The following is a 14,486-nucleotide window of genomic DNA, read 5'->3' as shown; positions in this document are numbered from 1 at the left end:
GACAGGTTTCGCGCAGAGTTCAGCCGCCCGGCGCGGCACGCACAATGAAAAAATCCACGCAACGCCGCCCGACGATGACCGACATCGCGAAGCTCACCGGAGTCTCGCAATCGACGGTCTCGCTCGTGCTGAACAACGCAAGCGGCGCGAAGTTCTCCGACACCACGCGCGACAAGGTGCTGCGCGCCGCGCAAGATCTCGGCTATCGCATGACGCAGCGCGAACCGGTCGCCGCGCTCGATAGCCAGCGCGAGCGCAATCTGATCGTCTATCTCGCCGACGAAATTTCGACGAGCCCACATCCGGTCGTAAGCATCGACGGCGCGCGGGACGCGGCCTTCGCCAACGGGCGCATGCTCGCCGTCTATTCGACGCACGGCAATGCGGAGATCGAGGCGCGCGTGCTCGACGCGACGCTCGGCAATCCGAACGTGCTCGGCGTGATCTACGCGACGGTCTATACCCGCCGCGTCACGCTGCCGGCCGTGCTCGCCAAGGTGCCGACCGTGCTGCTCAACTGCTACACGAGCGATGCGAGCGTGTCTTCGGTGGTGCCGGCGGAAGTCGCGGGCGGGCACACCGCGACGGATCATCTGCTGGCCGCGGGGCACAAGCGCATTGGCTATATCAACGGCGAGCCGTGGCAGGACGCGGCCCGCGATCGTCTGAAGGGCTATCGGACCGCGCTCGCCACAGCCGATCTGCCGTTCGCGCCGGAACTGGTGCGCGAAGGCGACTGGAGTCCCGACACCGGCTTCGAACAGACGCTCTCGCTAATGCGCGAGCCGAATCCGCCGACCGCGATCTTTTGCGCGAACGACCTGATGGCGCTCGGCGCGATCGAGGCGTTGAAGCAGCTCGGACTGCGCGTGCCCGACGATGTATCCGTGCTCGGCTACGACGATCAGGAAATCGCGCGGCATACGCATCCGCCGCTTTCGACCGTCGTGCTGCCGAACTATGAGCTAGGGCGCTGGGCGGTCGAGACGCTGCTGCAGGAAGAAGAGAACCGGGCCGCGGGCGCGCCCGTTCGGCGTCGCACCGTGAAGCTGGACGGACCGCTGATCGAGCGCGGCTCCGTCGCGGAAAACACCGAGGCGAAACAGTTGGCCATTAATAATATTAGCGATTGATCGTTAATGAAATGCGCTGAAGCAATCGCCGCATTCGCACGGAACGCGGTACGCAGTTTGACTCTCGCAGCAGGCAGACCGGGCAACACCAAGCATCGGCGTCATTAGAAAAAGCCTAACCATTCAATGGAGGAAGACATGCTGTCATTAGATAAGAAATCGCGCCTGGGCCTGCGCCCGCTCGCTGCCGCACTGACCGCCCTGACCGCACTCACGCTCGCGGCCGGCTTCACCGCCGCCCACGCCGCCGACGACGGCCTGCCGAAGATCCCGAACAAGAAGCCGTTGAAGGTCGGCTTTGCGCAGACCGAGAGCAATAATCCGTGGCGTCTCGCGGAGACGAAGAGCTTCAAGGACATCGCGGCGAAATGCGGCTGGCAGATGGTCATGACCGACGCCAACAGTTCCGCGGCGAAGCAGGTCTCGGACATCCAGAGCATGATCGCGCAGCACGTCGATCTGCTCGTCTTCCCGCCGCGCGAGGAAAAGCCGCTCGTGCCGGTCGTGATGCAGGCGAAGAAAGCCGGCATTCCCGTGATTCTGGTCGACCGCAACATCGATCAGTCGATGGCGAAGGCGGGCAAGGACTACATCACGTTCATCGGCTCGGACTTCATCGATCAGGGTCAGCGCGCCGCCGACTGGCTCGTGAAGGCGACCAACGGCAAGGCGACCATCATCGAGCTGGAAGGCTCGACGGGCGCGTCCGCCGCGAACGATCGCAAGAAAGGCTTCGACGATGTCATCGCGAAGAATCCCGGCATGAAGATCGTTGCGTCGCAAAGCGGCGACTTCGCGCGCGACAAGGGCCGTCAGGTGATGGAGACGCTCTTGCAGGCGCATCCCGACGTGACCGCGGTCTACGCGCACAACGACGAAATGGCGCTCGGCGCGATCGCGGCGATCAAGGCGGCGGGCAAGCAGCCGGGCAAGGATATCGTTCTCGTGACGATCGACGGCACCAAGGGCGGCCTCGAAGCGATCAAGGCGGGCGAGCTCGGCGCGAGCGTGCAATCCAGCCCGTTCTTCGGACCGCTCGCATGCGACGTCGCGCAGAAGTACGCGAAGGGCGAAACGGTGCCGCCGTGGGTGAAGGTCTCGGATCGCTTCTACGACAAGAGCAACGTCGACGCAAGCATGCAGTACGGGTACTGAGCGAAGTGTGTGTGTGACTTGCGGGCGTCTGATCGGAGGCGCTCGCTTTTTCATTTCGACGGATATCACGCATGGCTCAGACTCCCCTTCTCGACATGCAGGACATCGATATCGCGTTCGGCGGCGTCGCTGCGTTGAAGCGCGCGCGCCTGACCGTCGCAGCGGGCGAAGTGCACGCGCTCATCGGCCAGAACGGCGCGGGCAAGTCCACGCTCATCAAGATTCTCACGGGCGCGTATCGCAAGAGCGCGGGCACGATTCGCTTCGATGGCCGCGAAGTCGATTTCCGCACGCCGAAGGAAGCGCGCGAAGCGAGCATCAGCACGATCTATCAGGAGATCAATCTCGTGCCTTTCCGCTCCGTCGCGGAAAACATCTTTCTCGGGCGCGAGCCGCGCCGTTTCGGTCTCATCGACTGGAAGATAGTGCAACGGCGTGCGAGCGAATTGCTCGAATCGTTCGGATTGCGTATCGATGTGAGAAAGCCCGTGCGCGACTATTCCACCGCGATTCAGCAGATGGTCGCGCTCGCGCGCGCGGTGTCGTCGGATGCGAAGATGGTCATCATGGATGAATCGACGTCCTCGCTCGACGAGCGCGAAGTCGAGCTGCTCTTCACCGTCGTGCGCCGCTTGCGCGACGACGGGCGCGCGGTCATCTTCGTCTCGCATCGGCTCGATGAACTCTATGCGCTGTGCGATCGCGTCACGGTGATGCGCGACGGCCAGACCGTCGCCGAAAACACGATGCAGCAGATGGACAAGCTGAAGCTCGTCACGACGATGCTCGGCCGCACGCTCGCCGCCGTCGTGCATGAAGACAGCGCGGTGAAGGAAGCGAATCTCGCGAAGCGCGGTCCGGTCGCGCTCGCGGCGCAAGGGCTCGCGGCGGGCGCGAAGGTCACGGACGTATCGCTCGATGTTCACGCGGGCGAAGCGGTCGGCCTCGCGGGCCTGCTCGGCTCGGGCCGCACGGAAACGATGCGCCTGCTCTTCGGCGCGGATCGCCCGGCGAAAGGAACGCTCGATATAAACGGCGAGCCAGCATCGTTCAAATCGCCGAAAGATGCGATCGCGCGCGGCGTCGCGTATCTGACGGAAGATCGCAAGGCCGAAGGCATCGTGCCGGAGCTTTCCGTGCGCGACAACCTCACGCTCGTCTGCCTGCCTGCGCTGACGAAACGCGGCGTCGTCGATGTCGCGAAGCAGCGCGAGATCGTCGATGGCTTCATCGAATCGCTCGGCATCAAGCTACGCTCGCCCGATCAGCCGATACGCGAACTTTCCGGCGGCAATCAGCAGAAGGTGCTGCTCGCGCGCTGGCTCGCGACGCACCCTCGCCTCTTGCTGCTCGACGAGCCCACGCGCGGCATCGACGTGGGCGCGAAAGCCGACGTCGCGAAGATCGTGCGCGAATTGCGCGATGCCGGCATGGCGGTGCTGCTGTCCGCATCGGAACTGGAAGAACTCACGGCAGTGGCGGATCGCGCAGTCGTGATCCGCGACGGCGAAACGGTCGCGCAACTAGACGGCGCGCAGATGAACGAGGCGTCGATCATGGATGCGATCGCGTATGGCGCGGGCGCGGAGTCGACGCTCGCCGAGGCGGTAGAGGAAGCGAAACATGATCGATGATACGCAACGGGCCGCGCCGATCGTGCAGGCATCGGCAAAGAAGAAGCGTGGCGTGGCGATTCAGCGCGAAGTCGCCGTGCTGCTCGCGATGATCGTCTTCAATCTGATCTTCACGCAGCACTTCGTTTCGCTGCAGACGTTCAACGTGAATCTCACGCAAGTGGTGACGATCGTGATCGTCGGCATCGGCATGACGCTCGTCGTCGCGACGGGCGGCATCGACCTGTCCGTGGGCGCGTCGATGGCGATAGCCGGTGCGCTCGCGCCGATGCTCTTCATGAACATCGACGGGCCGCTCGGCATCGTGCTTGCGTTCACGCTGCCGATCGTCGCCGCCGCGTTATGCGGCGTCTTCAACGGCTTTCTCGTGACGCGACTGAACGTGCAGCCGATCGTCGCGACGCTCGTGCTCTTCATCGCGGGCCGCGGCATCGCGCAAGTCGTCACCGATGGGAGCCTTCAGGCGTTCACGAATCCCGCGTTTCAATGGATCGCGCTCGGCAAGATCGCGGGCGTGCCGTTCCAGATTCTCTTGATGCTCGTGCTCGTCGCACTCTTTACGTGGATCGTGCGCAAGACGCTGTTCGGCAAGTTCCTGCTCGTGACGGGCGGCAATGAGGACGCCGCGTATCTCTCGGGCATTCCGACCGCGCGCGTGAAGATGATCGCGTACACCGTATGCGCGGCGCTCGCCGGGCTAGCCGGGCTGATTTCGATCTCGGTGAATTCGTCGTCGGATGCGAATGTCGTCGGTCTCGGCGTGGAGCTCGATGCGATCGCGGCGGTCGCGGTCGGCGGCACCGCGTTGACGGGCGGCAAGGCGTATATCACGGGCACGCTGATCGGCGCGCTCATCATCCAGTTGCTGCGTTATACGCTGCTCGCGCACGGCATTCCGGATGCCGCCGCGCTGGTGCTGAAGGCCGCGATCATCATCGTCGCGGTGTACGTGCAACGCAAGCGAGGTTGAACGTCGACATGAAAAAGAACTTGCCGATTCTCATCGCGCTCGCGGCGCTGCTCGTGCTCGGCGTCATGCGTTACGAACATTTCGCGGACGCGTACAACATCACGTCGTTCTGGCGATACAACTCGATGTTCCTGCTGATCTCGATCGGCATGGCGTTCGTCATCATCACGGGCGGCATCGATCTGTCCGTCGGCGCGGTGGCCGCGCTCGCGAGCGTGGTGTCGGCGCTGGCGAGCCCGCATGGCGGGCTGGCCGCGGTGCTTGCCGGCTCGCTCGCAGGCCTCGCGGTGGGCGTGCTCAACGGGCTCGTCATCACGCATATGCGGATCCTGCCGTTCATCGTCACGCTCGCGACGAGTCTCGGCGCGCATGGGCTTGCGTTGCTGCTCGGGCATAACGACGCGGTCGGCATTTCATCGGATTCGAACTTCGCCGCATTCGGTCAGGGCGATCTGTTCGGCTTGCCGATACCGGGCATCGTGTCGGCGCTGACCGCGTTTGCCGGATGGATCGCGCTGCGCAGTTCGCGCTTCGGGCGGCATGCGCTCGCCATCGGCGGAAGTGAGGAAGCGTCGCGGCTGATGGGCTTGAACGTGGACCGCACGCTCGTCATGGTGTATGCGCTGAGCGGCTTGCTTGCGGGCATCGCCGGTGCGATTCTGGCCGCGCAGTTCGGCGCCGGACAGCCGAATGAAGGCGTCGGATGGGAGCTGTTCGCGATTTCCGCGGTCGTGCTCGGTGGCACGCGGCTGACCGGCGGCGATGGGTCCATCGCGATGACCGTCGCGGGCGTCGCGTTGCTCGGGCTCGTGTTCAATCTGCTCAACTTCGAGAACGGGCTCGGGTTCATTTCGCTTTCCGCCTACTGGCAGTCGGTGATTCGCGGTGCGTTTCTACTGCTCGTGATCTTGCTGCAGGCGCGGGTTTTGAGTGGGAACGATAAGGTGAAAGTGGCGCACTGAGGTTTGCTTTCTCTACGGTGGATTTCGCCGGATCCCGTTTTGCTTTCGGTTTATTAGCGTTGCCCCTGCGCTAATGGTCCAACGCGAAAACGGGATCCGGCGAAAAAAACATCAAGCATGCCGATGCTCGGGCAACACGTCATGCGCCATATCGTCCCGCTGCGTCCCGGCACCAGCACCAGTCCCGGCCCCAGGAATCCCCCGCCCGCGCAGCGAACACCCGACCGTCTCGGTAACGAACACCAACGCAACCGCGCCAACCGCACAAGCCCCCATCATGTAATACGCCGGCACCAGCGTGCTGCCGGTGCGTCCGATCAGCCAATCGGTGACCATCGGCGCGGTGCCGCCGAAGATCGACGTCGACACGTTATAGGCGATCGCCATCCCCGCATACCGCGCCTGCGTCGGGAACATCGCCGGAAACATCGCGGAGATGCTCGCGAGTTGCGGCACATACAGCAGCCCCAGCACCGCAAGCCCGATCAGCGCGCCGGCAATGCCATGGGTCATCAGCGAGAACATCGGCACGGCCGCGACGAAGATGCCGACGAGCGAAAGCCACCACACCTTCTTGCGTCCGATACGATCCGACAGCGCGCCCGCGAACGGCAGCAGCACCATCATCGACAGCATGCCGATGAGCGGCAGCAGCAGCGAGAGGTTGTCGCTCATGCCGAGCTCTTTCTTCATGAACGTCGGCATATAGGCGAGCAGCACGTAGTTCACGACGTTGAGCGCCACGACGAGCCCGCCGAGCTGCAAGAGCGGCTTCCAGTAGCTCGCGAACAGTTCGCCCAACGACACACCCGTCTGATGCTCTCGCTCCGCCGCTTCGGCGCATTCGCGAAACACCGGCGTGTCCTCCATCTTCGAGCGCAGATACAGTCCGATGAGACCGAGCGGCGCCGCGACGAGAAACGGCAGGCGCCATCCCCACGCGTGCATCGCGTCGTTGCCGAGCAGCACCGAGCAGCCGAGCATCAGGAACGCGCCGAGCGAAAAGCCCGCGAGCGTGCCGAATTCGAGAAAGCTGCCGCAAAAGCCGCGCTTGTGATCGGGCGCGTATTCGGCCATGAACGTGGCCGCGCCGCCATACTCGCCGCCCGTCGAGAAGCCCTGGATCATGCGCAACGCGACGAGCGCCACGGGCGCCCATATGCCGATGCTTCCATATGAAGGCAGCAAGCCGACGAGCAGCGTCGCCATCGACATGATGATGATGGTCAGCGCGAGCACATGCTTGCGGCCGAGACGATCGCCGAGCGGTCCCCAGAAGACGCCGCCGAGCGGACGCACGAGAAACGAAATCGCGAACGTGGCGAGGGCGAAGAGCGTGGCTTGCGCGGTACTGCCGGGAAAGAGCGCGGCCGAAATGTAGGTCAGGCCGTAGCTGTAGATGCCGTAGTCGAACCACTCGGTCGCATTGCCTATTGCCGAGGCGGCCATGGCGCGTCGAATCGGCGCGCGCGAGGGCGTCTCATCGGGCGCCGCGTGTTGACCCTGCCTCGTGGATGGTTGCACGTCACTCATAGTCGTCTTCCGGATGCGTCATGGACCCGGTGCTGCGCTCGAGTTCGCGCGCCATGCACCGCCTTGAGATCAAGATACAGACGCATGCCGCTTGCCTGGCATGTCCTAGGACGATGACGGCGCTGGGGTTTTCCCGAGCGCGCGGGCCATTCTTGCCGATCATCTATGGAATCGCCGGGGCTTCTTACCGCGCGGCTCGCAGCCTCGACGCGCTCACGGGGATGAGACGTTCCGCCTGCGTCGAAAGCGCATGTCATAGGACAATGCGCGAGCGCGGATCATGGCTCGGGATTGGCGAGATCCGCGGCGACGATGCGGTGGCCGAGCGCTTCGGCTGCCCGCCGCGCGTCCTCGCTCGATTCGAACGGGCCGATGGTCTCGCAGCCATCGAACGGATAGAGCACGCGCTTGTCGCGCTTTCTCACGACCTTCAGCGTGCCGATGTGCAGGCCCGTCGCATTCACCACATACGACGCGTAGATATCGAAGTCTTCGTGCGCGCCTGCGCCTGATGTCGAGGGGGCTTTAGGCATCGGTCTGGACATGGTTTCGCTTGATGTGATGCTGGCGCCTGACGGTCACGCGCACGTTATCGATTTGAGCGACACGTCCAGCAAATCCCGTGCCGCACTGTCCCGAACGCCTTGCAGGACGGGGCTGACGCGCGTGCGGCCATTGCAAGAAAATGGGTTTTCCGTGCGAGAATCCGGTATCGTTCGCACCCGCGTCCGGAAGCGCACATGAACGATTCGAACCCTACGACGGGCAGCGTCCCTGACAAACCTGCATCGCCCCATCGAGAGGCCGGGCGAGGAGATCAAGCGTCGATGAAAGCCGAAAACCTGATCGCGGATACGAGGATGAACGGGCTCGACCCGAGCTTCCTCCTGGGCGGCGGCGAAATGGGCGCGCTCATCCGCGGTTTCGACTGGACGCAGACCGCGCTCGGCTCGCCCGAAAACTGGCCGCAAAGTCTCAAGACGGCCATCCGCATCATGCTGACGTCGCGCCAGCCGATCTGGGTCGGCTGGGGGTCGGACCTGCTTTTCTTCTACAACGACGCGTACAAGTCGATCATCGGCGGCAAGCATCCGCATGCGCTCGGCCAGCCGACCTCGGTCGTGTGGCGCGAAATCTGGAACGATATCGGCCCGCTGCTCGACACGGCGCTCGCGGGCATCGAAGGGACATTCGTCGAACAGAAGCTCCTCATCATGGAGCGCAACGGCTTTCCCGAGGAAACGTATTACACGTTCTCCTATAGCCCGATTCCCGATGACCGCGGCGGCGCGGGCGGCATCATCTGCGCGAACAGCGACGACACGCAGCGCGTCCTCGGCGAACGTCAACTTAACGTGCTGCGCGAGCTGGCCGCATCGGCGGCGGATGCGCGCTCGTGGCGCGAGGCATGCGAACTGTCGATGAACGCGCTCTCAGGCGCATCGCGCGACATGCCCTTCGCGCTGCTCTACATCGCCGAGCCGGGCGGCGACATGGCGACGCTCGCCGGCGCGTGCGGCATCGCGCCGGGCCATGCGGCCGCGCCCGCAACGCTGCATGCGTCGCACGCGGAGCTGTGGCCGTTTCAAAGCGTGCTGCGCGACGGCCAGCCGCGCGTGGTGACGAACCTCGAACGCCTCGTCGATGCGCCGTTGCCGACCGGCGCGTGGAACGTCGCGCCTTCGAGCGCGGTGCTCGCGCCCATCGCGCCTTCGGGCGAGACGGGCCGCGCGGGCGTGCTGATCGCGGCGTTGAACCCCTACCGGCTTTTCGACGACGCCTATCGCGCGTTCATGAATCTGGTCGCGGGCCAGATCGGCGCGGCGATCGGCTATGCGCACGCGTACGAGGAAGAGCGCCGCCGCGCCGAAGCGCTCGCCGAAATCGACCGCGCGAAAACCACGTTCTTCTCCAACATCAGCCACGAGTTCAGGACACCGCTCACGCTGATGCTCGGCCCGCTCGAAGAACTGCTGGCCAGTCCCGGACGCGTAGGCCGCGAGGATTTGCGGCTCGTCGAGATCATGCATCGCAATGGCCTGCGGCTCCTGAAGCTCGTCAACGCGCTGCTGGATTTCTCGCGCATCGAGGCCGGGCGCATCGAGATGCATCGTCAGCCGACCGATATCGCCGTATTCACCGCCGAGCTCGCGTCGCTGTTTCGCTCGGCGATCGAAACGGCCGGCCTGCGCCTCGAGATCGATATCGCGCAGGCGCCGGTGATCGCGGACATCGACCGCGACATGTGGGAAAAGATCGTGATGAACCTGCTGTCGAACGCGTTCAAGTTCACGTTCGATGGCGCCATCCGCATCTCGCTGCACGCGAACGCCGATCGCAGCATCGAAATGAGCGTGCGCGATACCGGCATCGGCATTCCCGAAGACGAGCTCACGCGCGTGTTCGAGCGCTTCCATCGCGTGACGGGCGCGGCGGGCCGTTCGGTGGAAGGCAGCGGCATCGGCCTTGCGATGGTGCACGAGCTCGTCAAGCTGCACGGCGGCATGATCCGCGTGCAAAGCACGCTCGGCGAAGGCGCGTGCTTCACCGTCACGCTGCCCTCGTCGCGCGAATCGGCGTTCGATGCGCAAGCCGCGCCCCATGCCGAAGCGAGCATCCGCGCGCGCTCGTATGTCGATGCCGCCATGCGCTGGATGCCGGACGGAGAGCCGCCGGTCGTCGAAAGCGAGGAAGACGCGCCGCTCGGCGCGGACGCGGCCGACGACCCGGCGCTCGCCAATGCGTTGCCGGGCCGCGTGCTGATCGTCGACGACAACGCCGATCTGCGCGACTACATGCGCCGCATGCTGATCGCGGCGGGCCACGACGTGAACGTCGCCGCCGACGGCGAAGCCGCGCTCGCGATCGCGCGCGACGTGCGACCGGAAGTCATCGTCTCCGACGTGATGATGCCGCGCCTCGACGGCTTCGCGCTCGTGCGCGCGCTGCGCGAAGACGAAGCGCTGCGCGAAACGCCTGTCGTGCTGCTCTCGGCGCGCGCGGGCGAGGAAGCGCGCGTCGACGGCCTCGAAGCGGGCGCGGACGACTATCTGACCAAGCCCTTTTCCGCACGCGAACTGCTCGCGCGCGTGGCGAGCAATCTGCGGCTCGCGCGGCTGCGTCGCGCGACCGAACAGAAGCTGCGCGACGAATCGCGCACGCTGGAGATTCTCAATCGCGTCGGCACGGCGGTCGCGGGCGAACTCGATCTGAGCCGCGCGGTGCAGGTCGTCGTCGATGCCGCGACGGAGCTGACCGGCGCCGCCTTCGGCTCGTTCTTCTACAACGTGCTCGACGACAAGGGCGGCAGCTACACGCTCTACACCCTGTCGGGCGTGCCGAAGGATACGTTCGCCAAATTTCCGATGCCGCGCAACACGGCCGTATTCGGTCCGACGTTCGCGGGCGAAGGCATCGTGCGCTCGGACGACATCACGAAAGATCCGCGCTATGGACACAACGCGCCGCATCACGGCATGCCGAAGGGCCATCTCGCGGTGTGCAGCTATCTCGCCGCGCCGGTCCTCTCGCGCACGGGCGAAGTGCTCGGCGGGCTGTTCTTCGGGCATCCCGAGCCGGGCGTCTTCACGGAGCGCTCGGAGCGCATTCTGACGGGCATCGCGTCGCAAGCGGCGATCGCCATCGACAATGCACGGCTCTTTCAGGCCGCGCAGGACGAGATCGCCCAGCGCACGAAGGCGCAGGACGCGCTGCGCGATCTGAACGAAACGCTGGAACGCCGCGTCGCGGATGCCGTCGCGGATCGCGATCGTTTGTGGGAGTTGAGCGAAGATCTGTTCTTCGTCGCGAGCTTCGAGGGCGCGCTGCTGCGCGTGAGTCCTTCATGGACGACGGTGCTCGGCTTCGACTCGCAGCGCCTGCATTCGCACACGGTGATGGACCTCCTTCATCCCGACGACGCGTCCGCCGCCGCCGAGGAACTCGGCAAGCTGCGCGCGAACGGCTTGCCGGTGCGCTACGAATGCCGGATGAACCGTTCGGACGGCGGCTGGCGCTGGATCGCGTGGACCGTATCGCTCGATCCGGCCACGCGGCGCATTCATGGCGTGGGCCGCGACGTCACATCCGACCGCGAAACCGCCGACGCGCTGCGCCACGCCGAAGAAGCGCTGCGCATGGCGCAAAAGATGGAAGCCATCGGCAAGCTGACGGGCGGCGTCGCGCACGACTTCAACAATCTGCTGCAGGTGATCGGCGGCAATCTGCAATTGCTCGCGAAAGACGTCGCCGGACAGGACAAGCCCGAGCAGCGCGTGCGAAGCGCGCTCGCGGGCGTCGCGCGCGGCGCGAATCTCGCGTCGCAATTGCTCGCGTTCGGCCGACGCCAGCCGCTCGCGCCGAAGGTCGTGAATCTGGGCCGCTTCGTGCGCGGCCTCGACGACATGTTCCGCCGTGCGCTCGGCGATGGCATCGAGATCGAAACCATCGTGTCGGGCGGATTGTGGAATACGCTCGTCGATCCATTCCAGGTCGAGAACGCGCTGCTCAATCTCGCGATCAACGCACGCGACGCGATGAACGGTCACGGCAAGCTCACGATCGAAGCCGGCAATGCATCGCTCGACGAAACCTACGCGATGCGCAACGCCGACGTCGCGCCCGGCCAGTACGTGATGGTCGCCGTGACCGACACCGGTTCGGGCATGTCGCCCGAAGTGCAGGAACGCGCGTTCGAACCGTTCTTCACGACCAAGCGCGAAGGACAAGGCACGGGCCTCGGCCTTTCGATGGTGTACGGCTTCGTCAAGCAGTCCGGCGGCCACGTGAAGGTGTACAGCGAGCAAGGGCACGGTACGACGGTGCGTATCTATCTGCCGCGCGCGCGCGAGGAAGAGGATATCGAAACGACCATCGATGCCGGTCCGGCCAAGGGCGGCAGCGAGACCATTCTCGTCGTCGAGGACGATGAGGAAGTGCGCGCGACCGTCGTCGAGATGCTCGCGGATCTGGGCTATCGCGTACTGCGGGCAAAGGACGCGCAGAGCGCGCTGGCGATCGTCGAAAGCGGCGTGCCCGTCGATCTGCTCTTCACCGATGTCGTGATGCCCGGCCCGCTGCGCAGCAACGAAATGGCGCGCAAGGCGCGTGAACGCGTGCCGGGTATCGCGGTGCTGTTCACGTCGGGCTATACGGACAACGCGATCGTGCATGCGGGGCGGCTCGACGAAGGCATCGATCTGCTGAGCAAGCCTTATACGCATGAGGCTTTGGCGCGCAAGGTGCGGCAGGTTCTGGGACAACGCATGAGGGCATCGGCGGGCGCGCCTGCCAGCGCCGATGTCAGCGTGCCGAGCGTCGCGCAAAACGATGCGCTCTCGCGAATGCGCGTGCTGTTCGTCGAAGACAACGAACTCGTGCGCGATAGCACCGCCGAATTGCTGCGCACCTTCGGGCTGGATCTGACGGAAGCGGGCAGCGTCGATGAAGCGCTGGCGCTCATGCGCGAGCATCGCTTCGAATTGCTGCTGACGGATGTGGATCTTGCCGGGCAGTCCGGCGTGGAACTGGCTATCGCGGCGTGCCGCAAAACGCCGGGACTGGGCGTCGTGTTCGTGACGGGCTACGACCTCGCGCTCAGCGAGGACGAGCGTCGCGCATTGCCGAAGTCGATTCAGTTGAAGAAGCCATTCGATCCGCTGGCGTTGCTCAATGCGCTGAATGCGGCGGTGGCGCGGTAGGGGCTTGTCACATCACGCGATCATCGAACTCCGATGCATCGCCCGTCGTCGCCGTGAATGCGGCGAACGGAAACGCTTCCCTTGCCGCGCCCACGCTTCTTGTCATCAGCCCGCGCGGCGTTTTCTCACTGCTTGAGCGAGCAGTTCGAGCACAGGTTCGCTTTGCGTCCAGCCAAGGCATGCATCGGTGATCGATACGCCGTGCTTGAGCGGCACGCCCGGCTTCTGATCCTGACGGCCCTCTTCCAGATGACTCTCGATCATCACGCCGGTAATGCGCCGTTCGCCCGCCTCCAGTTGCCGCGCGATGTCCTGCGCGACATCGACCTGACGCAGATGCGACTTGTTCGAGTTGGCGTGCGAGCAATCGATCATCACCTGTTCGCGCTGGCCGAGCTTGGAGAGCGCGCCGCACGCCGCCGCGACGCTTTCGGCGTCGTAGTTCGGCCCCTTCTTGCCGCCGCGCAGAATGACGTGGCAGTCGTCGTTTCCGCGCGTCTCGAAGATCGCCGCCATGCCCATCTTTGTCATGCCCATGAACGCGTGGCTCGCGCGCGCCGCGACGATTGCGTCGGCGGCAACCTGCACGCCGCCATCGGTGCCGTTCTTGAAGCCGATTGGACAAGAAAGCCCCGACGCAAGCTGACGATGACTCTGGCTCTCCGTCGTGCGCGCGCCGATCGCGCCCCACGCGATGAGATCGGCGATGTATTGCGGGCTGAGCAGATCGAGGAACTCGGTCGCGGTGGGCAGACCGAGGCCGCTGATGTCGAGAAGCAGTTCGCGCGCGCGGCGCAGTCCTTCGTTGATGCGGAAGCTGCCATCGAGACGCGGATCGTTGATATAGCCCTTCCAGCCTACCGTCGTGCGCGGCTTTTCGAAGTACACGCGCATCACGATGAAGAGATCGTTACGCAGTTCGTACGCCACTTTCTTCAGACGCTCTGCGTATTCCATCGCCTGATCGTGATCGTGGATGGAACACGGACCGATGACGACGACGAGCCTGTCATCGCGGCCATGCAGAATATTCGCAATGGCCGCGCGGCTTTCCTCGACGAGGGTCTGCACGCCGGGCGTGACCGGCAGTTCATCGAGCAGCAACGCGGGCGAGATCAGCGGACGCACCGCGCCGATGCGCGTATCGTCGATGCGGGTCGTGTCTTGCGTGGAGTCGGCCACGCCTGCCTCCTGATCGCGGGAGGGATTGTCGATGCGGGTCAAGATAGGCTCCGTGATGCGTAATTGATGCAAAATTCAGGGACTTCATGCGGCGATTCCGCGGTATAACCGGCTCGCGGCGCAAACATCCATTATCGCACCTGGAACAGCCTGTTCGCCCGATCGTGCGTATGATGAAGCGATACGACACGCCCGAACTCGATCAAAGGGAGCAGACC

Annotated in this window: 9 protein-coding genes; 6 read left to right on the top strand and 3 right to left on the bottom strand. The window is 64.7% G+C overall.

All coding sequences use genetic code 11. The annotated features are described in order from the left end of the window. Positions 1-44: 44 nt before the first annotated feature. The 5 genes from NCS02_RS24820 (at position 45) to NCS02_RS24800 (ending at position 5,854) form a co-directional block, all read left to right on the top strand. Positions 45-1,133 (top strand): LacI family DNA-binding transcriptional regulator, encoded by a 1,089-nt coding sequence (locus tag NCS02_RS24820; protein WP_008347735.1) that lies wholly within the window; start codon positions 45-47, stop codon positions 1,131-1,133. Between the two features lie 138 nt (positions 1,134-1,271). Beyond that, positions 1,272-2,288 (top strand): ABC transporter substrate-binding protein, encoded by a 1,017-nt coding sequence (locus NCS02_RS24815; protein ID WP_008347733.1) that lies wholly within the window; start codon positions 1,272-1,274, stop codon positions 2,286-2,288. 71 nt (positions 2,289-2,359) lie between these two features. Next, the gene (locus NCS02_RS24810) at positions 2,360-3,922 is read left to right on the top strand and encodes a sugar ABC transporter ATP-binding protein (RefSeq protein WP_250503584.1); all 1,563 of its coding nucleotides are present in this window, start codon (positions 2,360-2,362) and stop codon (positions 3,920-3,922) included. Further along, entirely contained in the window at positions 3,912-4,892 is a 981-nt protein-coding gene (locus tag NCS02_RS24805; RefSeq protein WP_008347730.1) for an ABC transporter permease, read from the top strand. The genes NCS02_RS24810 and NCS02_RS24805 overlap by 11 nt, the downstream gene beginning before the upstream one ends. Positions 4,893-4,900: 8 nt before the next feature. Continuing rightward, entirely contained in the window at positions 4,901-5,854 is a 954-nt protein-coding gene (locus NCS02_RS24800; protein WP_250503583.1) for an ABC transporter permease, read from the top strand. A gap of 111 nt (positions 5,855-5,965) precedes the next feature. On the opposite strand, the gene NCS02_RS24795 is transcribed toward NCS02_RS24800, so the two are convergent. Together NCS02_RS24795 and NCS02_RS24790 are read right to left on the bottom strand one after the other, a co-directional pair. Then, positions 5,966-7,387, bottom strand: a complete 1,422-nt coding sequence (locus tag NCS02_RS24795; RefSeq protein WP_250503582.1) for an MFS transporter — start codon at positions 7,385-7,387, stop codon at positions 5,966-5,968. Between the two features lie 278 nt (positions 7,388-7,665). Next, positions 7,666-7,920: a DUF6723 family protein gene (locus NCS02_RS24790; RefSeq protein WP_008347724.1), complete on the bottom strand. Its 255-nt coding sequence runs from the start codon at positions 7,918-7,920 to the stop codon at positions 7,666-7,668. Positions 7,921-8,214: 294 nt separating this feature from the next. Between NCS02_RS24790 and NCS02_RS24785 the strand changes: the two genes are divergently transcribed. Continuing rightward, the gene (locus NCS02_RS24785; protein ID WP_250520034.1) at positions 8,215-13,086 is read left to right on the top strand and encodes a response regulator; all 4,872 of its coding nucleotides are present in this window, start codon (positions 8,215-8,217) and stop codon (positions 13,084-13,086) included. Between the two features lie 105 nt (positions 13,087-13,191). Here NCS02_RS24785 and NCS02_RS24780 read toward each other — a convergent pair whose 3' ends face one another. After that, on the bottom strand, positions 13,192-14,310 hold the full coding sequence (locus NCS02_RS24780; RefSeq protein ID WP_008347720.1) for a 3-deoxy-7-phosphoheptulonate synthase: 1,119 nt from the start codon (positions 14,308-14,310) through the stop codon (positions 13,192-13,194). Positions 14,311-14,486: the final 176 nt, after the last annotated feature.

Origin of the sequence: Caballeronia sp. NCF2, assembly GCF_023631205.1 — a bacterium.
GTDB lineage: Bacteria > Pseudomonadota > Gammaproteobacteria > Burkholderiales > Burkholderiaceae > Caballeronia > Caballeronia zhejiangensis.
The sequence above is the reverse complement of the archived record's forward strand: the minus strand, read 5'-3'. Positions and strand labels throughout refer to the sequence as shown.

Bases quoted from the DNA above. Each gene is read 5' to 3' on its own strand.
- NCS02_RS24820 (WP_008347735.1), top strand. From the start codon at position 45: ATGAAAAAATCCACGCAACGCCGCCCGACGATGACCGACATCGCGAAG.
- NCS02_RS24815 (WP_008347733.1), top strand. From the start codon at position 1,272: ATGCTGTCATTAGATAAGAAATCGCGCCTGGGCCTGCGCCCGCTCGCT.
- NCS02_RS24810 (WP_250503584.1), top strand. From the start codon at position 2,360: ATGGCTCAGACTCCCCTTCTCGACATGCAGGACATCGATATCGCGTTC.
- NCS02_RS24805 (WP_008347730.1), top strand. From the start codon at position 3,912: ATGATCGATGATACGCAACGGGCCGCGCCGATCGTGCAGGCATCGGCA.
- NCS02_RS24800 (WP_250503583.1), top strand. From the start codon at position 4,901: ATGAAAAAGAACTTGCCGATTCTCATCGCGCTCGCGGCGCTGCTCGTG.
- NCS02_RS24795 (WP_250503582.1), bottom strand. From the start codon at position 7,387: ATGAGTGACGTGCAACCATCCACGAGGCAGGGTCAACACGCGGCGCCC.
- NCS02_RS24790 (WP_008347724.1), bottom strand. From the start codon at position 7,920: ATGCCTAAAGCCCCCTCGACATCAGGCGCAGGCGCGCACGAAGACTTC.
- NCS02_RS24785 (WP_250520034.1), top strand. From the start codon at position 8,215: ATGAAAGCCGAAAACCTGATCGCGGATACGAGGATGAACGGGCTCGAC.